The following is a 22439-nucleotide window of genomic DNA, read 5'->3' on the forward strand; positions in this document are numbered from 1 at the left end:
TTGAGCACGGTGATGGTCGTCGACGACGAGGAGCGCATCCGCGCTCTCGTCAGCCGGTCGCTGTCGTCGGCGGGACACAACGTGGTGTCCGCCGCCGACGGCTTCCGGGCGCTCGACTGGCTGGCCTCCGAGGACGTCGACCTCGTGCTCCTCGACCTGGTCATGCCGCGCTGCGACGGCTCCACGGTGCTGTCGTCGATGCGCCAGCGCGAGGACGGCACCCCCGTCATCGTCCTGACCGGAGTGACCGACGTCGCGACCCGCGTGCAGGCGCTCGACCGCGGCGCGGTCGACGTCGTCGCCAAGCCGTTCTCGCTCGTCGAGCTGCTCGCCCGGACGCGGCGACACCTCGAGGCCGCGACCGTGACACGGGCAGAACCGAGGTTCCTGACGGCGGGAGGCATCAGGCTCGACCTCGAGCGACGCTGCGCGATCGTCGCCGACCGCGAGGTGTCCCTCACCGAGCGCGAGTGCTCGCTGCTGGCGCACCTGATGCGCCGACGCGGAGAGGTGTGCCGACGCTCCGAGCTCGTGCACGACGTCTGGGGCCTGGACTTCGATCCCGGGAGCAACATCGTCGAGGTCTGCGTCCGACGGCTGCGGAACAAGCTGCAGCCGGAGCCCCCGATCGAGACGATCCGCTGTGTGGGCTACTGCTTCGCCGCTGAGTGACGAGCCCGTCCGGCGGGACCTGTACTACCCCTGGCTCGCGCTGGCGGTCGTGTGCACGTGGCTGATGTGGATGTCGCCCGGCAACGAGACCATCCCGTACCACGTCGCCTGGGCAGGGTTCGCGCTCCTGTACGGACTCGGCAACTGGCGGCTGCGCCGCGCCGTCACCGGCTTGGTGATCTACGCCGTGGCGACGGGGGCGATCCTCATCGACCGGGCGGCCACGGGGGTCCTCAGCTGGCAGGAGACTGCCGAGATACCCCTGATGTCGCTTCTCATGGTGCTCATGGTCTGGCACGTGCGGCGGCGGCAGGCCGCGCTGGCCGAGCTCACGGTGATGGCCGAGCGCGAGCGGAAGCGGGCCCAGGACAACCAGCGACTGACCAGGCTGACCTCCCACGAGATGCGGACACCGCTGACCATCGCGCGCGGCTACGTCGAGCTGATGCTCAGCCGGGAGCAGGAACCCGAGCAGGCCCACGACCTGGCCATCGTCGACGACGAGCTGGACCGGCTGACGAGGGTGACCGAACGGCTGGTACGGGTGATCCGGCTGCAGGGCGGCCGCGAGATGGGACCGGTCGATCTCGACGAGATCCTGCACCAGACGACCGAGCGGTGGACCCAGGTCGCGGACCGGCACTGGGTGGTCGAGGCCCACGCCGGGCGGTACGAGGGTTCCGCGGAGCGGATCCGCGCGTGCCTGGACACCCTGATCGAGAACGCCGTCCGCTACACGAGGGACGGCGACACGGTGCGCCTCATCGGAGCGCGAGAGAGCGACCAGGTCGTGCTCGGGGTCGCGGACTCCGGGTCCGGCCTGAGCGCCGAGCTCGTTGCTGTCATCAACGACTCCGACGACGACCTGCGCACGCCGCGCGACGAGCTCTCCCAGACGGGTCTGGGCCTGAGCCTCGTGCGCAACCTCGTCTCGGCTCGGGGCGGACGGTTGATCGCCGGGCGGTCGAGCGAGGGCGGCGCTCTGCTGCTGATGTCGGTCCCGGCTCTCCGGCTGACCACGGCGGCGACGAGCGAGACCCTCGCCAAAGAGATCGCCGAGCCCCCGGCTCGAGGTCGACACGACCCTTTGACCGCCACGCAGGGCTGAGCCTGTGAGCGGCGCATGACCGCGCTGTGACGACGCGATGACATCTCGGTCAGGAACCCACGCCGCCATCGTCGCAACCGCTTCCATGGAGGCGCCGACGCATCCCACGGGCACGGCCGCCCGCAACGGAGCGCCGCCTGGAAGGTGTGACCATGCGCGGATACGGGTCGGTCGACGGTTCCGGCAGCCCTCGCTCTGAAGCGGGGGCCGACGACGCGACGGCTCCCCCGTCGCGACCCGGCCGCAGGGCGCACAGCTGGCACGAGGTGGTGCGGGGTGCGGTCGTCGCCCTGGCGACGGCGTTCGTCACCTGCGTCGCCGCGCTGGCACCGTCGACCACGCCGGTCGCCCAGGCCGCCACGACCTGTCCGGCGGCGGGCTGCGCGGTCACCGTGGACGCTCGGGACCTGCCGACCGGAGCCCCGCTCGGCGACTTCACCTACATCATCAACGTCGACAACTCGAAGCTGCCCGACGATCCGCTGGCCGTCAGCACGGAGAGCAACAGCGCGATCGTCGCCGAGGGGGACCAGGACCGCACCGCGGTGAACCTGCCGGCCGGACGGTACCTGATCTCCGTGCGCTCGCTCGATCACAAGATGTGGGGCCAGCACATCACGCTGCCCTCTACGGCGGCCGACGGCTCCCTCACCGCACGGATCGACCTGTCCGTGCAGAGCGACGACCACCCCCTCCCGCTCGGAAAGATCCGGGTCTTCGTGTTCCAGGACACCGCCTGGGCCAACGGCGCCCCGGACACCGAGGAAGGCGGTCTGGAAGGGTTCCAGGTCGGGCTCGAGGAGCAGACCCACAGCGCGGTCACGGTCGACTACAACAACGACCCGCTCTGCGGAGGCACGTGCCTGACGGCTGGCGACGGCTTCGTCCAGCTCGACAACCTCGGGCCGGCCACGTACTTCATCGACGTGCACCCGCCCGAGGGCCCCTGCAACGCCGACCCGAGCAGCCAGTGGTACCAGACCACCACGATCGACGGCGGGCTCCAGCTGCTCGCCTCGGTCGAGGAGGGCAGCGACGGAACCGGCGCGCCCGGCGAGCAGCTCTGGGAGGCACCGAACAACCGCACGGCGTACTGGTTCGGGTTCGTCTGCGCACCGCAGGCGTTCGCCTCGACGGGGACCGGCGAGATCACCGGCACGGCACGCAACTGGGTGGAATGGGCGCCCTACACGACAGGCACCTTCAACGACCCCGTCGAGAACCCGTTCGTCGCCCTCTCCGACAGCACGACCGACCGCACGGTCTACATCGGCCAGGGCGACGGGGAGGGCAACTTCGACATCCAAGGCGTGCCGCCCGGCACGTACAACCTGGCGATCTGGGACGAGCAGCTGAGCTACATCATGCGGTTCAAGCCCATCACGGTCGGTCCGGGCGAGTCCGTCGACGTCAACGAGACCGGCGACGACGGCAGCAGCGGCGTCGGCGTCTCCCGCTGGTTCGGCTGGCTCGACGGCCATGTCTACAAGGACCAGAACGGGAACGGCATGCTCGATCCCGGCGAGACGCTCATCGGCAACACCGACGTGGACCAGCGGTGGCGCGACGGGTCCATCAAGGAAGCGACGTTCACCGACTCGCAGGGCTACTACTCGTACCCGACCGCCGAGGGGGGCGCCCTCGGCCGCTGGATCGTCAACGAGCAAGGCTTCGCGCGGTTCTCCGCCTACCCCGGACCGTCGGCTCACGACGAGATCACCGACGCCGTGACGCCGTCGTGCGCGACCGCGCCCGGTGTGACACCGGCCGACACCTGCGTCCCGACGGACCAGGGCGGCGGCCTGCTGACCAACCAGCTCCTGCTCGAGGGCCACCGAGCGACCGTGGACTGGGGCAAGCGCGACTACCCGGCCGGGACGCCGGGGCAGATCGTCGGCATCACCTACTTCTCGACCACCCGCAACGAGTTCGACGCGCGCTTCCAGGCCCACGAGGACTACGAGCCGGCCGTTCCCGACGTGACTGTGCTCCTCGAAGGGCTCGGCGCCGACGGGCAACCGAACACGGCCGACGACGTCGTGCTCAACAAGTACGTGACCGACCACTGGCAGCAACCGAACGCGAGCCAGGACCCGCAGGCGGACGGCAACGCGTTCACCCAGAACTGCAACCCGATCCGTGACTTCACCGGGACGGACATCACCGACCAGTTCGCCGACAAGATCGGACCCAACTGCCTCGAGGTCCCGCTCACCGGTGCGCACACCAAGGACGGAGCCTTCGACGGCGGCTACGCGTTCGCCGACTACTGCCCGAACGGGTACGACCTGGCGAACGACGACGGCACGTGCGTCGGCGGCTCCGACCCGAGCCCGCTCGTCGCAGGCACCTACATCACCCACGTCGTCATGCCGAAGGACGAGCAGGACACCCGGGCGTGCAACCCGACGAACGCGAACGGCTTCAAGAACGTCAGCAGCGCCAAGGGCGCTATCCCGGGCGACGGCGACGGCTGCCTCTACCGGCCTGTCCGGGAGGAGGACGTCAACGTGGACCTCGGCAACAAGTTCACGCCGGCCATCCCGCCGCCCGCGTGCACCGGTGACAACCACGTCATCGACCAGACTTCGCTGGTCACCCGGAGCACGTACTACGGCGTGGCGGGCGCGCACGCACCCCTGTGCGACAAGCGCCTCATCGTCCTGACCAACGGGCAGAACGCCAACGCCGACTTCAACCTGATGACGAACTTCCGCACCGATCCCAACGGGTCGGACGACACGGACACGCGGACCGGTGACGTGCAGGAGCCGGGCCGCCTGGTCGGGCAGGTGTTCAACGACATCTACTTCGAACGGGACCCGCAGTCCCCCTGGTACGGCGAGCCCCGGCCGATCGCCGGCATCCCGGTCGGCATCTACGCGCGGGTCGACACGGTCTGCCCGGCGGACGAGCCCGGCTGCGCCACGCCGAACGTGAACGCCCCGTACGACGCCAACAACTGGCGCCTGCTCACCACGGTGACGACGAGCCCGGACGGCTCGTTCGAAGCGCTCGTGCCGTCGACCGAGACCTTCAACTGCCCGATCCCCCAGGGGCCGTGCCCCGGGATGTACCTGGTCAAGGTCGACGACCCCGGCACGACGACGGCCAAGAACGCCGGGTACAACCCGAACCTGCTCACCGCGACGACCCCGGCTGAGGCGTGGCCCGGTCTGAGCACCCAGCTCGACCTGCCGCTGGACCCGATCTCCGGCACGGGCTGCGAGGACCCGGCCGTCCCGGCACGGCCCGAGCTGCTCCAGATCTCGACGCCGTACGTGCCCAACGCGGCGCCCGGCAACGGCGGCAACGCCGCGAACCCGCGGCGGATCACGATCCTCGCCGACTTCATCGGGACGGCCGGCCCGACCGGCGCCACCGGCGGGCGCGTGACGCTCACCGACGATCGGACGGGTGCCACGACGACGCTGACGCGCGCCAACGGCGGGGTCGTGAGCTGGACCCCGGGAACCGGTGCGACTCCGGACACGATCGTCATCCAGGTGCCTGCTCTGAGCGTCCTCTTCCCCGCGGGTCAGAAGCAGCTGTCCATCACGACGGCGAACGCGAACGGCGGCGTGTCCACCGTCAACGGCATCACCGTGCACGCCCTCGGCACCGGCGGCGGCATCACCTACAACCCGCCCGTGGTCAATGTCGCGGCTCCCCCGCCCGGCGCCGGCACGGACGCGCACGCCCTCCAGCACGCGATCGACGGCGCAGCGGCCGGCAGCCTGCTGGTGCTCCGCCCCGGCGTCTACAACGAGAACGTCGTGCAGTGGAAGCCGCTCAAGATCCAGGGCGTCGGAGCCGGCGGCATCATCGGCGCCCACGAGCTGCAGGCGCGTGACCCTGAGGACCCGCGCTTCAACGTGCGTGGCTCTGTGATCGACGGCCGCTACTTCCAGCAGAACGCGACGGCCTACGACGCCACGATCGCGGCCCACGCGCCGTACGCGGTCGATCCGACGATGCCGACCGTCCTGCGCGGCGCCGACCTGACCCTCGTGGCGCAGACTGCGGCCGCGTACAACGTCCCCGCCGGCACGATCGGCGTCTTCAGCGCGGCGCGCGCCGACGGCGTCGGCCTCATGACCGGTCAGGGCGAGGGTGCCGGGGGCATCCAGGTCCAGGCGAACGTCAACAACCTGCAGGTCACCAACACCGTGCTCGAGAACAACGGCGGCGTGGTCGCGGGTGGCATGGCCATCGGGCAGCCGTACGCACCGGCCAGCCACAACTTCAACGTCAAGGTCGCCAACGACCGCTTCCTCGGGAACGGCGGCCTGACCCAGGCCGGCGGTCTCGGGATCTTCGACAACTCCAACGGCTACGAGGTGGCCGGCAGCATCCTGTGCTCGAACTTCAGCGTGAACTACGGCGCCGGTCTGTCGCACATCGGGCTCAGCCCCAACGGCAACATCCACGACAACCAGATCTACTACAACGACGCGGTGGACTCCGGCGGCGGTGTCGCGATCGAGTCCGAGCTGCCCGTGGGCGGCGGTCTCGGCGCGGGCACCGGTCCGGTCAACGTCGACCGCAACCTCATCACCGCGAACTTCAGCGGCGACGACGGTGGTGGCGTGTTCGTGCTCGACCCGTTCAGCGCCGCCATCAACCTGCGCGACGACCTGATCGTCGACAACGGCGCGGCGGACATCGCGGGCGGCATCATGCTCGACGACGCCTCCAACGTCCGGATCATCAACACCACGATCGCGAACAACGTCTCGACCGCCTCCTCGGAGAACTCCGACGGCAACGCGCACTCGGCCGGCCTGGCCTCGGAGGGCAACGACCCCTTGTTCCAGGCGACCCTGCCTCCCGGGTCTCCGGACTTCTCCCGGCCCGCCGCACTGTTCAACAACGTGTTCTGGAACAACACCGCCTACACACTGAGCCAGCCCGGACCTGGCGCGACCCTCGTCCCCCAGGGGGTCATCGACCTCGAGATCCACGGGACGACGACCAACGCCGACTCGTTCACGCCGCGGTACTCGGACCTGACCAACGGCCAGATCCTCGGTCCGAACGGCGTGCTGCACCCGGTGCCGGCCGGTCAGGGCAACCTGAGCTCCGATCCCCTCTTCGTGAACCCGATCGGGATCACGACGGAGCTGGCCGTCACCGGGTCGCGGCTCGACCCCCAGACGGCGGCCGTGACTCTCACGGCCGGCGACCCGCCCGTCGGGCTCACGAGCAACTTCCACCTCACGGGCGCTTCGCCCGTCGTCGACCGAGGTGTGCGCTGCTCCAACACCGCGTTCCCCGCACCCGCCGGCGCGCTGAGCGCCTGCACCGGTGGCGGGATCCAGGCGCCGACGCTGACGCCCTCGCTCGGTGGTCTCGGCGACTACGACGGCCAGTACCGCCCCATGCTCCGGACGCTGCGGGTCAGGACGCCGTGGGACCTCGGGGCCGACGAGCTCATCGGCGTCCCCGTCCTCCTGCCCTGACCCGCTCGACCGACCGACATCGCCTCCAAGGAGGGTGGGATGGAACCTCGCCAGAACGGCCTCGACCGAAGGGCGTTCCTCCAGCTCGTGGGCCTCGGCGCCTTCGGCACGGTCGTGGCCGCGGACGTGGTGGGACAGGGGCTGCTCGTCCCCGCCGCGGCAGCGAGCACGTCGCTGTCGCTCGTCGCGACGGACGGCTACATCTCGGTGCCGGGGCGGGAGGGGAACCCGCTCTACATCTTCGGGTTCGTGCCTGTCGACCCGAGCCTGTCGGTCTCGCAGCTGATCACGACCTACAAGGGCCACGCCAAGCACACGGCCCCGACGCTCGACTTCCTGCAGAACGACGACATCAAGATCACGCTCACGAACCTCGGCCTCGTGCAGCGCCCCGACCTGACCGACGCGCACACGATCCACTGGCACGGGTTCGACATCCCGTCACCGCTCAACGACGGCGTCCCGGAGGTGTCCGTGGCGGTGCCGATCGCCAAGCAGTTCACCTACTTCTACCGCCCTCACCGGGAGGGCACGTACATGTACCACTGCCACTTCGAGGACGTCGAGCACGTGCAGATGGGCATGACCGGCATCGTCTTCGTGCGCCCGCTGCAAGACGGCACGCCTGTCGGCGGGTTCACGAAGTTCGCGTACAACGACGGCGACGGGTCGACCGGCTACCACCGCCACTTCGCCATCCTCCTGAACGAGCTGTGGCGCAACTTCCACGACGGCGACCGGGACATCCAGGAGTCGATCGCGACGGACTACGACCCGCAGTGGTTCACGCTCAACGGTCGCGTGTACCCGCAGACCGTGCTCCCCAACGACGCGCCGAGCCTGCCGGCCTCGTCCCGCATCGCGACGCCGAACCCGAACTACGACGACGCGCTCGACTACAGCCAGCCCAACTCCGCACTCGTCCAGGTGAGCCCGGGCGACCGGGTCCTGCTGCGGCTGGCCAACCTGGGGTACCAGCAGCACGCCATGCAGCTGCCCGGGATCCCGATGCACGTCATCGGCCAGGACGCCTCCCTGCTGCGCATCGGTGGCGTCGGGGGGACGGACACGTCGTACTGGACCAACACCCTCTACATCGGCCCCGGTGAGGCCCGCGACGTGCTCTTCGACGCGCCCGCCTACTCCGCCGCACGTCCGTCGGGCACGGACACGCGCGGCAGCTACAACGTCTACTACCTCAAGAACCGGGACTGGCGCAGGCTCACCAACTTCGGAGCGCCCCCCGGCGCCGGCGGGATGATGACCGAGGTCCGCGTCTACCAGACCCCCCTGCCCGCACAGACCGTCGTGAGCCAGACCTATGTCTGAGCGAGCGGTGGACCCGCGACGCGGAAAGAAGGTCACGATGAGGCCAGCTCGGCACGTCGCCCTCGTCGCTGCGCTGGCAGCCGGGCTGATGGCCGTCGCACCGTCGGCCGCCCTCGCCCTGCCCGCCGGTGCGCCCAAGACCGGAATGGTCTGCACCCCCGGGACCATCACCGGCGGCACCCACACGTTCAACCTGGTCGCCAAGCCCGGCTACATCGACACCCCCGACGGCAACAGCGTCTTCATGTGGAGCTACGCGAACGCCGACGCGACCGACAACGGCAAGTTCCAGAGCCCCGGCCCCGTGCTGTGCGCTACCCAGGGGCAGACCGTGGTCGTCAACCTGACGAACACTCTGCCCGAGCCGTCGGGGATCGTGTTCCCCGGCCAGGACTCCGCCGTGACCGCGACGGGTGGCGCGGCAGGCCTCCTCACGACCGAGGCGGCAGCATCCTCGGGGACAGTCAGCTACAGCTTCGTCGCCGGCAGCCCCGGCACGTACCTCTATGAGAGCGGCTCCGACGTCGCCAAGCAGGTCGAGATGGGTCTCTACGGCGCGCTGGTGATCCGCCCGAGCCTGGGCGCGGGCTACGCCTACGGGGCGTCGACCCAGTTCGACCCCAGCCGTGAGTACCTCCTGCTGCTCAGCGAGCTCGACCCGGACCTGCACCACGCGGTCGAGGTGGGCGCCACCTACGATCTCAACGCCCAGCACGACCGGTACTTCTCGATCAACGGCCGGGAGTTCCCCGACACCGTCAAGGACAACGGCACGGGCGAGCTGCCGAACCAGCCGTACGGCTCGCTGGTCCGGATCCAGCCGAACACGGCGACCAGCACCCAGCCCGCCCTCGTCCGCATGATCAACGTGGGTCTGCTCAACCACCCGTTCCACCCGCACGGCAACCACACCACGCAGATCGCGCAGGACGGCCGCCAGGTCGTCGCGACGGAGCACTTCGGCGAGACGATCGGCTCCGGGCAGACCGAGGACTTCCTGCTGCGCTGGGACGACACCGACAGCTGGAACCCGACCACCAACCCGTTCCCGCTCACCCCGCCGAACTACCGGAACGTCGTCTTCAAGGACGGCAACACCTACTACAGCGGCAGCCCGTACCTGGGCTACAAGGGGACGCTCCCGACCGGGACGGTGTCGCAGAACATCTGCGGCGAGTGGTACTTCCCCTGGCACAGCCACGCCCTCAACGAGTTCACCAACTTCGACCAAGGGTTCGGCGGCATGGGCACGCTGCTCCGCGTCGACCCGGTGGGTGGCTGCAGTGCGTTCCCGGCCTCCGCCACGCTCGTCGGCGGGGCGCTGAAGAGCGGCGCCGTCACGGCTCTCGGGGTGGCCGACTCCACGTACTACCAGGTCAACCCGAAGACGACCACGCGCCCGACGGCCACGACCGCAGCGGCGACGAGCATCACGGTGGCCTCGGCATCCGGCTTCCCGACCGCGGGCACGTACGCCGTCCGGATCGACAACGAGGTCCTGCAGGTCACCGGCGGGCAGGGCACGACGACGTGGACGGTGTCCCGTGGTCAGCTCGGCACGGCGGCGGCCGCGCACGTGAGCGGAGCGACGGTCACCGCACTGGCCACCGACTGGTACGCCGGGTTCACAGGCCTCCCCGCCGGTTCCCAGAACCTCAAGGTCACGTACCGGGGCGCCAACTGTGCGACCACGACCGCAGGGACCTGCGCGGCCCTGACGACCAACCTGCCGCAGCAGACCGTGAAGATCTGCAACTGGACGATCGCCGGTGCGGCCGGCTGCACGACGTCGACGTCGGCCGGCTGGGTGGCGCTGCCCGCGCCGCCCGCCCAGCCCCAGGGCGTCGGGTCGACCGACGTCACCTCGACCTGGGCGCTGCCCAACCCCGCAGCCGCGTACGTCGGCACGGGCGCCAACAAGGGGCAGGTGCGGGTGCTGGTGCACACCCAGCGCTTCACCGCGCCCTCGCCGACCGCCTTCTCGACCTGGGGAAACCTCCTCCGGGTCGTCTATGACGCGCCATGACCAGACCCGAGCAGTCCCGGAGGTTGGCGATGCCTGCACGCACCCGCACCAGGATCACGGCGCTCGTCGCGCTCGTCATGGCGTGCGCCGGGCTCAGTCTCGTGAGCTCGAGCGCCTCGGCCGCACCGGTCGCCCTCACCCTGTGCGCCAGGGCGGGGACCACCACGCTCCCGGGCGAGATCGCGCCCGTGCCGATCTGGGGCTTCGGAGTTCCGACGACCCCAGGCAACTGCGCGACCGCCACCGTGAGCCTGCCCGGTCCGACCCTCTCGGTGACCGAGGGAGACACGGTGACGATCGCGGTCACCAACGCCCTGCCTGCCGGGACGTCTGACGTCCCGCACGTGCTCCGGTTCGAGGCTCCCGGGATCGCGTTCGACCCCGGGCCCACGGATGCGCCGGTCGGCTCGACCGTGACCCGGACGTTCACCGCGACTGCGCCCGGCACGTACCTGTACCAGAGCGGCGGGGACGCGGGACGCCAGGAGGCGATGGGGCTCTACGGCGCACTCGTCGTCCGCCCGACGACGGCCAACCAGGCCTACGACGTCGCCTCGACCGCGTACGACGTGGAAGCCGTCCTCGTGCTCAGCGCGGTGGACCCGGCGTTCAACGCGGCACCGGACACGTTCGACCTGCACGGCTACCGCGCGACGTCGTGGCTCATCGGCGGACAGCCCTACCCGCAGACGGCACCCGTCATCGCCTCGGCCGGCCAACGGGTCCTGCTGCGCTACGTCAACGCGGGCTTCGACAACACGACGATGACGCTGCTCGGGATGCGCCAGCACGTCGTGGCCCGCGACGCGCGGTTGCTGAACGTCCCCGTCGACGCCGCCGCGGAGACCCTCCCGGCCGGCGCCACCGAGGACGCGATCGCCACCGTCCCCGCCACCGCCCCGCCGAGCCCGAACGGCTTCCCGCTGTACAACCGGCAGCTGCACCTCACCAACGGTCCGCAGACGGCGACGAGCCCGACACCGGTGACCGGCGGCGGCATGCTGACGTTCATCCACCCGTGAGCCCGCGGTGACCAGCCAGACGACGGTCGAGCCGGCTGCGACGCCTCCGGCGCCGCCGACCCGGCACGGCCTCGGGTTCCGGGTGCTCGGCCTGGTCACCGGCGCGGTGCTCGCTGCCGCGGTGATCGGGGTGTTGCTCTGGCTGACTCGCGGCCCGGCCGAGCCTGCCGGCGCCGCGGCGGACGGTCAGGTCGCCGTGGCTTGGGGACGGCCGGCGGTCGGCGCCGACGAGCTCGTGCGGCGCAGCGGCGTGCGGATCACGCAGGTCACCGTCTCCGGCGGCGGCGGGCTGGTGGACCTGCGCTACCAGGTCGTCGACCCGGACGCCGCGAACGCGCTCCACGACCCACGGACGCCGCCCGCGGTGATCGACGAGGAGTCGGGGCTCGTCGTCCACGACCTCCTGATGAACCACGCCCACAGCGGCGCGTTCAAGGCCGGGATCACCTACTACCTCGTCTTCACGAACCCGAACAACTGGATCCACCAGGGCAGCGTCGTCACGGTCCTGCTGGGGGACGCGCAGGTGGAGCATGTCATCGTCGGGTAGGCCGGTGCTCGCGGCGATCCTGGGGCTCGCGCTGGTCCTGGTCGGAGGCGCTGCGCCCGCGACCGCGACCGCGAGAGCCTCGTCCGCCGTCGGCACGGGGTCGATCGATCCCGCGCTCGAGCAGCAGCTCGCCGCCGCGGCTCCGACCGACCGCCTCGACGTCGCCGTCGTCCTGACCACGCGTGCCGACCTGAGCGCGGTCCGCAACCTGAAGCGACAGGCGCGGCTCGGCGCCGTCGAGCGCACGCTGCGGACGCACTCCGACCGGACACAGAGGGGTCTCCGCGCGCTCCTCGCCGCACGGCAGGCGCAGAGCCTCGTCTCGGACGTCGTGCCGCTCTGGGTGACGAACGAGATCGACCTGCGGGCGACGCCGTCGGTCATCCGGGAGCTCGCCGCGCGGCCCGACGTCGCCCGCGTCCGGTCGACGATCGTGCTGCGCGCCTCTACCGTGGGCGCGGTCGCGGCAGCGGCGGCAGCGGCGACAGAGCCGAACATCGAGCGCGTCGGCGCACCGGCCATGTGGGCGCAGGGGTTCCGCGGCCAGGGCATCGTCGTCGCGAACATGGACACCGGTGTCGACGTGTCCCAGCCCGAGCTCGCGAGCACCTGGCGGGGCGGGACGAACAGCTGGTTCGACCCGAACGGCCAGCACCCCACACCGACCGACGTCAACGGCCACGGGACCGCGACGATGGGGGTGATGGTCGGCGGCGCGGCGGGCGGCAGCTCGATCGGGGTGGCACCCGCCGCGACCTGGATCGCGGTGAAGATCTTCGACGACCGCGGAGCGGCGACGTCGACCAACATCCACCGCGGATTCCAGTGGCTGCTCGACCCCGACGGGAACATCGCGACGGCTGACGCGCCGAACGTCGTCAACGACTCGTGGACGATGTCCGTCGCCGGCTGCTCCCTCGAGTTCCAGGCGGACCTGCGCAGCCTGCGCGCAGCCGGGATCCTCCCCGTGTTCGCGGCCGGCAACGAGGGCGCGACGGCGGGCAACATCCGTAGCCCGGCGAACAATCCGGAGGCCTTCGCGGTCGGCGGGACGGACAACAGCGACGGCCTGTACAGCTCGACGAGCCGTGGACCCTCGAGCTGCGCCGGCGCGACCACCCCGAAGCTCGCTGCCCCGGCCGTCGGCATCCGCACGACGGACCTGTACGGCCTCTACCTGACCGCGGAGGGGACGTCCCTGGCGGCGCCGCACGTCGCGGGCGCGCTCGCGCTGCTGCTGTCGGCGTTCCCCGACCTGCCCGCCGACCGGCAGGAGAGTGCCCTGGAGGTCAGCGCGGTCGACCTGGGAACGGTGGGGCTCGACAACGACACCGGCTACGGACGTCTCGACGTCGCCGCGGCCTACCAGTGGCTCGCGACGACCCCGGACTTCACGGTCGCGGCGTCCCCGGCATCCGTCACCGTGGCAGCGGGTGCTTCGGCCTCCGTCACCGTGTCCGTCGGGGCGGTGCGTGGTTTCGCCGCCGACGTCGACCTGTCGCTCGCGGGTCTCACGGCGGCACAGGGTGCCGGCTCCTTCGCCCCCGCCCGCGTCACCGGCGGGTCCGGGACCGCGACGCTCACGGTGACGACCGACCCGACGCTCCCCGCGGGCACGTACCCGCTCACGATCACCGGGACGAGCGGCACGCTCGCTCACGCGGTACCGCTCGTCCTGGTCGTCCCCGCGGCGCCGAGCTTCACCGTCACGGCGTCGCCCTCGTCGGTCACCGCGCCGGCGGGCGGCACGGCCACGTTCACCGTCACGGTCGCACCGGTCAGCGGCTTCGTCGGCAACGTCGCGCTCGCGCTCACCGGGCTCGGGGCACCGCAGTCGTGGAGCTTCTCCCCGGCGGTCGTGCCTGGCGCGTCCGGGAGCTCGACGCTCACCGTGACGACCGACCCGACCCTGCCCGCAGGCTCGTACCCGCTCACCATCACGGGGACGAGCGGCACGACGACGCGCAGCACCGCCGCCACGCTCGTCGTCGCACCCCCACCGGGTTTCACGCTCGGGGCGTCACCAGCGAGCCGCACCGTGAACGCAGGCGGCAGCGCCACCTTCACCGCCGCGGTCGGCGCGAAGAACGGCTTCACGGGCGGCGTCACGCTCGCCCTGACCGGACTGCCCGCCGGGGTCGGCACGGCGTCGTTCGCGCCGACCGTGGTCAACGGCGCGGGGAACACCGTGCTGACGATCACCACCCTCGCCACCGCGCCCGCGGGCACCTATGTACTCACGGTCGCCGGTACGAGCGGCTCCGTCGTCCACACCGCGTCCGTATCGCTCGTCGTCGTCGCCCGGGACTTCTCCCTCTCGACGGCGCCGACGTCGGTCACCGTCACGCGCGGCCAGACGGCGGCGTCGGTCGTCACGGTCGGTGCGAAGGGCGGCTTCACCGGAGGGGTCACGCTGTCGGTGACCGGGCTGCCCTCCGGATCCACCGCCACGTTCTCGGTCAATCCCGTGACCACGGCCGGGACGTCGACGCTCCGGGTCCGCACGACGACGCAGACGCCACGAGGGACGTTCACGATCCGCATCTCGGGCAAGAACGGCTCGCTCGTGCACCAGACCACGCTGACCGTGGTCGTGCGGTAGCCGTTCTAGCGGTGGCTCGCCACGACGTCGTCGTCCTGGACCGGCGTGTGCTGGTCCAGGACAGTTCGCCTGCGCTGCGCCCGCCGGCGGGTGGTCACGGTTACGAGTGCCACCACGACCAGGAGCACCGCGAGCCCGTTCGCGTAGGGAGCGAGCGAGCGCGAGACGGTCGGCTGTGAGTCCGGTGGGTCGGCGCGCCACACGATCGGGACCTCCACCTGGGCCCCGGCGCGGTCGACAACGGCGGTGATGGCGACAGGTCCGGACGCGGCGACCTCAGCAGTGCCGAAGTAGCGGTCGCCGTCGACCTGCTGGAGCGTCAGCGCCGAGGTCACGCCGCCACCCACGAGCTCGAGGGCCACGCCGTCGACGCTCGCCGGTGCGGGCCGTCGGGTGCTCGCCACCGTCACGGTGAACCCGTTGAGACCTGGCCGGCCCGGCGTCGCCGCGACGGTGACGACCAGGTCGGCCGCCGACCCGCTGACCACCCCGCCGGACGCTGGCGGCGCGGTGCCCTCCACACCACGCGGTGCTGTCTCGACGAGCGCGCCGACGGCGACGAGCAGGACGGCCGCGACGCCGACCTCGACGGCGACCAGACGTCGGGACAGGGGCCGACGGGCACCGAGGACTCGCACGCCGTGCAGCCGTGTGGAGTTGACGAACCCGAGGCCGAGCATCGCCGCCACGAGCGCCAGCTTGACCAGCAGCGTGCGGCCGTACGTCGTCGTCACGAGGTCGTCGACGGACGCGACCTGCCGGCCTCCGCCGTAGAGCCCGGAGGCCAGGACCAGGACGACGCTCGTCACCAGGATCCGCGAGAACGCCTCCCGGTGGGCGCGTGCCAACGCACCTCCGCTCGCGCCGGCGGCGTGCGGCCAGAGCATCACACCGAGCGCGGCGACCGCGCCGAGCCACACGCACGCGGTGAGGACGTGCACGGCGTCGACGGCGATCACCCACGTCCGGTCGGTGTCTGCGGCTGCCGCGTGACTCCCGAGCGCCTCGACGGCGACGAGTGCGAGGGCTGCGGCACCCGCACCCGGCAACGCCCAGCGGCCCGCGCCGCCGCGCGACCACGCAGCCCCGAGCAGGACGACCACGACGACCAGCGCCACCTCGCGCGCGAGCCAGAGCCGCCCCCATCGCGCGTCGCCGAGCAGCCCGCCGACCGTGGCCGCCCACGGGCTCCCGGGCGGCCGCAGCCTGCGCACCTCGGCGACGAGGTCGACGAGACCCACCAACGCGCCGACCGCCGCCGCAGCGATCGCCATGGCCAGCAGCCGGCGCCGGGTCGTGCTCAGCGTCAGCGTGAGGGGCGGTGACAGCTCGGTCCGGGACCGGCCGAGAACGAGGCCGCGGACGACGAGCGCTCCGACGAGCGCGGCCAGTGCGCCGATGCGCGCCCAGCGAAGGGCGACGTCGAACGGCGTCGGTCCCGCGCCCACGGTCGGCTCCGGGCCAGGTCGTCCCGACGGTTCCCCGACCGTGAACACCACGGTTCCCGACGAGGTGTGGCCGTCGTCCTGGGCGAGCACCTGCCAGAGGACGCCGTACGAGCCGTCGCCCAGTCGGGGCAGGGTCACGGTGACGATCCGCTCGTCGTCCGAGGGCGTGCCCACATGCGTCCCCCCGAGGGTTCTCCCGCCGTCGTCGACCAGCCGCACGGAGCTGAGCGGCTGCGAGATCTCTTCGTCGAACCACAGCGTGATCACGGTCGGCGGCTCTTCCAGGACCGAACCGCTCGCCGGATCGGACCTGACGAGGAGCGCGTGCGCCTGCGCGGAGGGGGCGCCGAGCACGACCGCGACCAGGACGCACGCGAGCAGGGCGGACGCCCGCCCGACGACCTGCCACGCACGCTCTCGTCCGACCGGCGCGCGTCGTCGGCCTCCGACAGCTCGGATGGGCGCGTGCACTCGCGGATCCACCTTCCCGGCGACACCGTGGCGATGGCGGAAACACTAGGAGTGCACGCGGTGCCCGTGCGGTGGATGACGACACTGTCATTGGTCGGTCATGCCATCGGTGGTCGCAGCCCGCGCCCCCGGGCCCCACAGCCGGCGGCTGACGTCGCGACCTCGGGCCACCTCAGGCGGCCCCCACGTGCGCGGGGTCAGGTCCGGGCGCGCGTTCTCGAACCACTCGTGGATGCTCCGCAGGACGGGCTCGTGCGGATCGGCGGTACCCCAGACGAAGCCAGGCTCTCGAGAGCGGCCGCCATGGTGGGCAGGTGGTCCGTCAGACGGCTTCGAGGACGCTCACGTAGTTCGCCACGGCCAGGCCGCCCATGTTGTGCACGGCGGCACGGCGCGCACCCGGCAGCTGCATCTCGCCGGCCGTCCCGGACAGCTGCATCGCCGCGATGACGTGCTGGGACACCCCCGTCGCGCCGACCGGGTGCCCCTTCGCCTTCAGGCCGCCCGAGAGGTTCACCGGCAGCCGGCCGTCGCGGTAGACCGACCCGTCCTCGATCGCCAGCGCACCCTTGCCCTGGGGAACCAGCCCCATGACCTCGTACATGACCAGCTCGGCGATGGTGAAGCAGTCGTGCACCTCGGCCAGGTCGAGGTCGTCGACCGTCACGCCGGCCATGTCGAGGGCGCGGTTCCACGCCGCGACGCTCCCCGCGAACGCGACCGGGTCGCGCTTGCTCGCGGGCAGGAAGTCGTTGGCCTGACCGAACCCGACCAGCCGCACGGCGTCCGTCGTCGCGCCGGGGACGCGCGACGTCGTCAGGACGACGGCCGCGGCCCCGTCGGAGACGGGCGAGCAGTCCGTGCGCCGCAGCGGGTCGGCGACCATCGGGTTCTGCTCCGAGACGGTGCGGCAGAACTCGACGGACAGCTCCTTGTGCAGCTGCGCGTACGGGTTGGCCATGCCGTTGTGGTGGTTCTTCGACGCGATCGAGCCGAGCACGTCCGAGACGCTGCCGTACCGGTCCTGGTAGGAGCGCGCGGTGTTCGCGAACAGACCGGCGAACCCGCTCGTCGACTCGGTCCCGGCGGCCTCGTAGTCGGCACCGAGCAGCGCGGAGCCGACCAGGGACGCCGGGGCGTGCGTCATCTTCTCGGCTCCGATCACCAGCACGGTCCTGGCCGTGCCCGCGAGCAGCGACTTCACGCCCTGCTGGAGCGCGGCCGAGCCGGAGGCGCACGCGTTCTCGACCCGTGTGGAGGGGACGCCCGCGAGGTCGTCGGACACCTGCAGGGCGAGCGACGACGCGAAGCCGAGCGGGACGAGGCCCGAGTTGAACTGGCCGAGGTAGATCTCGTCGATGTCCCGGGGAGCCAGGCCGCTCGCGACGATCGCCTCGCGGGCGACCTGCACGATGAGCGACTCCAGGCTCTCGTCCGTCAGCTTGCCGAAGCGCGAGTGGCCCCATCCGCTGAGCAGGACGTCGGTGCCGAAGCGGTCCACGAGGCTCATCGCGCCACCGCCATCTCGACCACGAACGACGCACCCGTGGACGCGCGCACCTCGTCGAGGGTCACGTCCGGCGCCAGCTGTGTCAGGACCAGGCCGTCCGGGGTGATCTCGAAGTCCGCGAGGTTCGTGATGATGCGCTGCACGCACCGCAGACCGGTCAGCGGCAGCGTGCACTCGTCGACGATCTTCGGTGCCCCGTCCTTGGCCGTGTGCTCGGTGAGCACGACGACGCGTTTGGTGCCGGCGACGAGGTCCATCGCTCCACCCATGCCTTTCACGAGCTTGCCCGGGATCGACCAGTTGGCCAGGTCACCTGCGCCCGACACCTGCATGGCGCCGAGGAACGCGATGTCGACGTGGCCGCCCCGGATCATGCCGAACGACGCGGCCGAGTCGAAGATGCTGCCGCCGGGCAGCACCGTCACGGTCTGCTTGCCGGCGTTGATGAGGTCGGCGTCCTCGTCGCCCTCGAACGGGAACGGCCCCATGCCGAGCAGGCCGTTCTCGCTCTGCAGGGTCACGGTCAGCCCGTCGGGGATGTTGTTGGCGACGAGCGTCGGGATGCCGATGCCCAGGTTGACGTAGCTGCCGTCACGCAGCTCGGAGGCGGCACGGGCGGCCATCTCGTCTCTCGTCCAGGGCATGGGTGTCGTCTCCTTCACGCGGTCGCGGCGACGCGGGATCGCACGGTGCGCTGCTCGATGGGCTTGGGCCGGGCCGTCGCGACGACGACGCGCTGCACGAAGATCCCGGGGGTCACGACGACGTCCGGGTCGATCGCGCCCGCCTCGACGACCACCTCGACCTCAGCCAGAGTGATCCGGCCGGCGGTCGCGACGGCCGGGTTGAAGTTGCGAGCCGTGTAGCGGTACGTGAGGTTGCCCGCGGTGTCCGCGCGGTGCGCGCGCACGAGCGCCACGTCGGCCGTGATCGCCCGCTCCTGCAGGTAGGTGACGCCGTCGAACTCGGCCGTCGGCTTGCCCTCGGCGACCAGGGTGCCGACGCCGGTGCGGGTGTAGAAGGCGGGGATCCCGGCGCCGCCCGCACGGAGGCGCTCCGCGAGGGTGCCCTGTGGCACGAACTCGACGTCGAGCACGCCCGAGAGGTACTGCTGCGCGAAGAGCTTGTTCTCGCCCACGTACGACGCGATGACCTTGGCCACCTGGTTGTTCTCGAGCAGGACCCCGAGCCCGACGCCGTCGACGCCCATGTTGTTCGAGACGATGGTCAGGTCGCTGGCCCCCGAGTCGCGCACGGCGTCGATCAGGTCGAACGGGTTGCCGCTGAGCCCGAACCCGCCGACGGCGATCGTCATCCCGTCCCGGACGACGTCCCGGACGGCGGCCGCGGCGCTCTCCACCTGCTTCGACACGTCTCTCCCTCGAGCGTTCGATCGCTGTCGTCGGAACCGTAGAACGGATCGCAAGCCTTTTCATCATGTGGACTACGATGTGGAATCCAGGAGGCTTGATTCCACATGATGGACTTTCTGTCGGCCACGGCGCCGCATCCCGCCGGCACGCAGGTGGTGCAGCGCGTCGGTTCGCTGCTGCGCCAGATCTCCCTCGCCCGGGAGACCGGAGCCCGGCTGAGCGACCTCGTCGAGTCGACCGGACTGACCAAGCCCACCGTGCACCGCTTGCTCAGTGCCCTGGCGGTCGAGGGGCTGCTCGACCAGGACGACGAGACCGGCCGCTGGTTCCTCGGCCCGGAGATGTACGTCATGGGCACGGCTGCGGCGAGCCGGTTCCCGATCGAGGAGATCGCCCACCCCTCGCTGGTGCGGCTCGCCGCGGCCACGGGCGAGTCGGCGTTCCTCTCGATGCGGCGTGGCAACGAGACCATCTGCCTGCTGCGCGAGGAGGGCAGCTTCCCGATCCGCTCGTTCGTGCTGACCGAGGGGACCCGCTTCCCGCTCGGCATCGGCTCGGCGGGGCTGGCGATCCTCGCCCATCTCGACGAGGCCGAGCGCGAGGACGCGCTCGCGCGGCTGGACCTGCGCGGACAGCGCTGGGGCGTCAAGCAGTCCATCCCCGCGATCCGGCAGACGATCGCCGACGCGCAGCGGCTCGGCTACATCGTCAACCCGGGGCGCATCGTCGAGGGCAGCTGGGGCATGGCGGCGGCGATCTTCGACCGCGGCAACCGCCCGATGTGGGCACTGACGCTCACCGGCATCGAGACACGGTTCCAGCCGGACCGGCAGCCCGAGCTCGGACGCCTCCTGCTGCTCGAGGCACACCGCGTGTCACGACGGCTCTCCGGCGCGGGGCGCTCTGTCAGCCGCCCGAGCGCAACGCCCGGATGAGCGGGTCGCACGGGCTCGAGGGCCCCGAACGCGTCCGCTGACGACAGCTGTCGGACCGACCGGGCAGACTCGGGGCATGGGCGTCCCCTGGGTGCTGCACGTCGACCTCGACCAGTTCGTCGCGGCCGTCGAGGTGCTGCGCAACCCGGAGCTGGCCGGCAAGCCGGTGGTCGTAGGCGGCCGGGGCGACCCGACCGAGCGCGGCGTCGTCTCCACCGCGTCCTACGAGGCGCGTGCGTTCGGGGTGCGGTCCGGGCTGCCGCTGCGGATCGCGGCGCGCAAGCTGCCCGACGCGGTGTTCCTGCCCGTCGACGCCCCCGCCTACGAGGAGGCCTCGGAGCAGGTGATGGCGACGCTGCGGTCGCTGGGGGTCGTCGTGGAGGTGCTCGGGTGGGACGAGGCGTTCCTCGGGGTCACCACCGACGACCCCGAGGCGCTCGCGAGGACCGCCCAGGAGGCGGTGCTGCGCGAGACGCGCCTGCACTGCTCGGTCGGCATCGGCGACAACAAGGTGCGCGCCAAGATCGCCACGGAGTTCGGCAAGCCCGCGGGCATGTTCCGGCTCACCGCCGAGAACTGGTTCGAGGTCATGGGGCACCGGGCGACCCGGGAGCTGTGGGGCGTCGGGTCGAAGGTGTCGGGGCGGCTGACCTCGCTGGGCATCACGACGGTGCGCGAGCTGGCCGACGCACCCGAGGAGGCGCTCGTCGCGGAGTTCGGGCCGCGGATGGGCGTCTGGTACCACGGGCTCGGTCGGGGGCTCGGGCCGACGACGGTCGACGACACCCCGTGGGTGCCGCGCGGGCACAGCCGCGAGACGACCTACCAGCAGAACCTCACGACACCCGAGCAGGTGCGCGACGCGGTCGCCGTGCTCGCACGAGACGTCGTCCAGGACACCGAGGCCGACGGGCGGCCGGTCACCCGGGTCGCGCTCAAGGTGCGTTACGCGCCGTTCGTGACCAAGACGATCAGCCGCAAGCTCGCGGAGCCCACCCACGACCCGGAGGTCGTCGTCGCGGCGGCGACCGCCCTGGCCGAGACGCTCGAGGATCGTGAGGTCCGGCTGCTGGGCGTGCGCGCGGAGATGGAGATGCCGCAGGACCCGGTCGAGCGCACGCCTGTGCGCGGACGGATCTGACAGCCTCAGCCGGCGAGCGCAGCCTTGAGGAACGCGATGTCCTGGGCCTGGCCCTCGGGCGGCGTCTCGACGATCGCGTCGCAGCCGGCCTCCCGCACGACGTGCGCGACGAGCTCGGGCGGGATCGTGCCCTTCGCGTAGTTCGCGTGCCGGTCGCGGCTCGAGCCCGCCTCGTCGCGCGAGCTGTTCGCGTGCACGAGGTCGATCCGCCCGGTGATGGCCCGCAGGCGCTCGACGATCGTCTCGAGGTCCTCGCCCGCCGCCCAGGCGTGGCACGTGTCGAGGCAGAAGCCGACGTCGTACTGCCCGATCGCGTCCCAGAGCATCGCGATCCGGTCGAGGGTGCGGGCGCACGCGTTGTCGCCGCCGGCCGTGTTCTCCACCAGGACGCGCACCGGGAACGTGGCGCGCTCGAACGTCTTGCGCCAGTTGTCGATGCCGACCGCGATGTCGTCGCCGTCGCCGACGTGGCCGCCGTGCACGATCAGCCCGCGCGCACCGAGGTCGGCCGCGGCCGCGGAGTGCTGCGCGATCATGTTCCGGCTCGGGATGCGGATCCGGTTGTTGGTCGACGCGACGTTGACCAGGTACGGCGCGTGCGCATAGATGCCCAGCCCGGAGGCGATCAGCGCGTCGGCGTCGTCGCGTCGCACCGGCTTCTTCCACCCCTGCGGGTCCGCGAGGAACAGCTGGACGCTCTGCGCGTCCAGCCCGGCGGCGGTCGCGACGGGATCGTCGCCGTGCGTGTGTGCACCGATCAGGACCATGTCGGCATTTCCTTCCCTGGGCT

General features: G+C 71.4%; 15 protein-coding genes. 10 read left to right on the forward strand and 5 right to left on the reverse strand.

Going from position 1 to position 22439, the window contains the following annotated elements; all coding sequences use genetic code 11:
- Positions 1 to 9 precede the first annotated feature (9 nt).
- The 8 genes from AC1DZC_RS04005 (at position 10) to AC1DZC_RS04040 (ending at position 14771) form a co-directional block, all read left to right on the forward strand.
- On the forward strand, positions 10 to 672 hold the full coding sequence (locus AC1DZC_RS04005; protein WP_477042455.1) for a response regulator transcription factor: 663 nt from the start codon (positions 10 to 12) through the stop codon (positions 670 to 672).
- On the forward strand, positions 644 to 1780 hold the full coding sequence (locus tag AC1DZC_RS04010) for a sensor histidine kinase (RefSeq protein ID WP_477042337.1): 1137 nt from the start codon (positions 644 to 646) through the stop codon (positions 1778 to 1780). Before AC1DZC_RS04005 ends, AC1DZC_RS04010 begins: the two co-directional genes overlap by 29 nt.
- Before the next feature lie 152 nt (positions 1781 to 1932).
- Positions 1933 to 7242: a hypothetical protein gene (locus tag AC1DZC_RS04015; RefSeq protein ID WP_477042338.1), complete on the forward strand. Its 5310-nt coding sequence runs from the start codon at positions 1933 to 1935 to the stop codon at positions 7240 to 7242.
- 39 nt (positions 7243 to 7281) lie between these two features.
- The gene (locus AC1DZC_RS04020; RefSeq protein ID WP_477042339.1) at positions 7282 to 8571 is read left to right on the forward strand and encodes a multicopper oxidase domain-containing protein; all 1290 of its coding nucleotides are present in this window, start codon (positions 7282 to 7284) and stop codon (positions 8569 to 8571) included.
- Positions 8572 to 8608: 37 nt separating this feature from the next.
- Positions 8609 to 10597: a multicopper oxidase domain-containing protein gene (locus tag AC1DZC_RS04025; RefSeq protein WP_477042340.1), complete on the forward strand. Its 1989-nt coding sequence runs from the start codon at positions 8609 to 8611 to the stop codon at positions 10595 to 10597.
- 29 nt (positions 10598 to 10626) lie between these two features.
- Positions 10627 to 11619: a multicopper oxidase domain-containing protein gene (locus tag AC1DZC_RS04030; RefSeq protein ID WP_477042341.1), complete on the forward strand. Its 993-nt coding sequence runs from the start codon at positions 10627 to 10629 to the stop codon at positions 11617 to 11619.
- 7 nt (positions 11620 to 11626) lie between these two features.
- On the forward strand, positions 11627 to 12169 hold the full coding sequence (locus AC1DZC_RS04035) for a hypothetical protein (RefSeq protein WP_477042342.1): 543 nt from the start codon (positions 11627 to 11629) through the stop codon (positions 12167 to 12169).
- Positions 12153 to 14771 (forward strand): S8 family serine peptidase, encoded by a 2619-nt coding sequence (locus AC1DZC_RS04040; RefSeq protein WP_477042343.1) that lies wholly within the window; start codon positions 12153 to 12155, stop codon positions 14769 to 14771. Before AC1DZC_RS04035 ends, AC1DZC_RS04040 begins: the two co-directional genes overlap by 17 nt.
- A gap of 5 nt (positions 14772 to 14776) precedes the next feature.
- On the opposite strand, the gene AC1DZC_RS04045 is transcribed toward AC1DZC_RS04040, so the two are convergent.
- The 4 genes from AC1DZC_RS04045 to AC1DZC_RS04060 form a co-directional block, all read right to left on the reverse strand.
- On the reverse strand, positions 14777 to 16690 hold the full coding sequence (locus tag AC1DZC_RS04045) for a copper resistance CopC/CopD family protein (protein WP_477042344.1): 1914 nt from the start codon (positions 16688 to 16690) through the stop codon (positions 14777 to 14779).
- Between the two features lie 322 nt (positions 16691 to 17012).
- Entirely contained in the window at positions 17013 to 18200 is a 1188-nt protein-coding gene (locus tag AC1DZC_RS04050) for an acetyl-CoA acetyltransferase (RefSeq protein WP_477042345.1), read from the reverse strand.
- Complete coding sequence (locus tag AC1DZC_RS04055) at positions 18197 to 18844, reverse strand: CoA transferase subunit B (RefSeq protein WP_477042346.1); 648 nt, start codon at positions 18842 to 18844, stop codon at positions 18197 to 18199. The genes AC1DZC_RS04050 and AC1DZC_RS04055 overlap by 4 nt, the downstream gene beginning before the upstream one ends.
- 14 nt (positions 18845 to 18858) lie before the next feature.
- Positions 18859 to 19572: a CoA transferase subunit A gene (locus AC1DZC_RS04060; protein ID WP_477042347.1), complete on the reverse strand. Its 714-nt coding sequence runs from the start codon at positions 19570 to 19572 to the stop codon at positions 18859 to 18861.
- 105 nt (positions 19573 to 19677) lie between these two features.
- On the opposite strand from AC1DZC_RS04060, the gene AC1DZC_RS04065 reads away from it, so the two are divergent.
- Positions 19678 to 20508, forward strand: a complete 831-nt coding sequence (locus tag AC1DZC_RS04065) for an IclR family transcriptional regulator (RefSeq protein ID WP_477042348.1) — start codon at positions 19678 to 19680, stop codon at positions 20506 to 20508.
- 76 nt (positions 20509 to 20584) lie between these two features.
- A complete protein-coding gene (locus AC1DZC_RS04070; RefSeq protein WP_477042349.1) occupies positions 20585 to 21649 on the forward strand; it encodes a DNA polymerase IV in 1065 nt (354 codons plus the stop codon).
- Between the two features lie 5 nt (positions 21650 to 21654).
- Here the strand turns inward: AC1DZC_RS04070 and AC1DZC_RS04075 are convergent, their stop codons facing one another.
- A complete protein-coding gene (locus AC1DZC_RS04075; protein WP_477042350.1) occupies positions 21655 to 22416 on the reverse strand; it encodes a deoxyribonuclease IV in 762 nt (253 codons plus the stop codon).
- Positions 22417 to 22439: the final 23 nt, after the last annotated feature.

Source organism: Cellulomonas sp. P2_B4 (assembly GCF_056404795.1).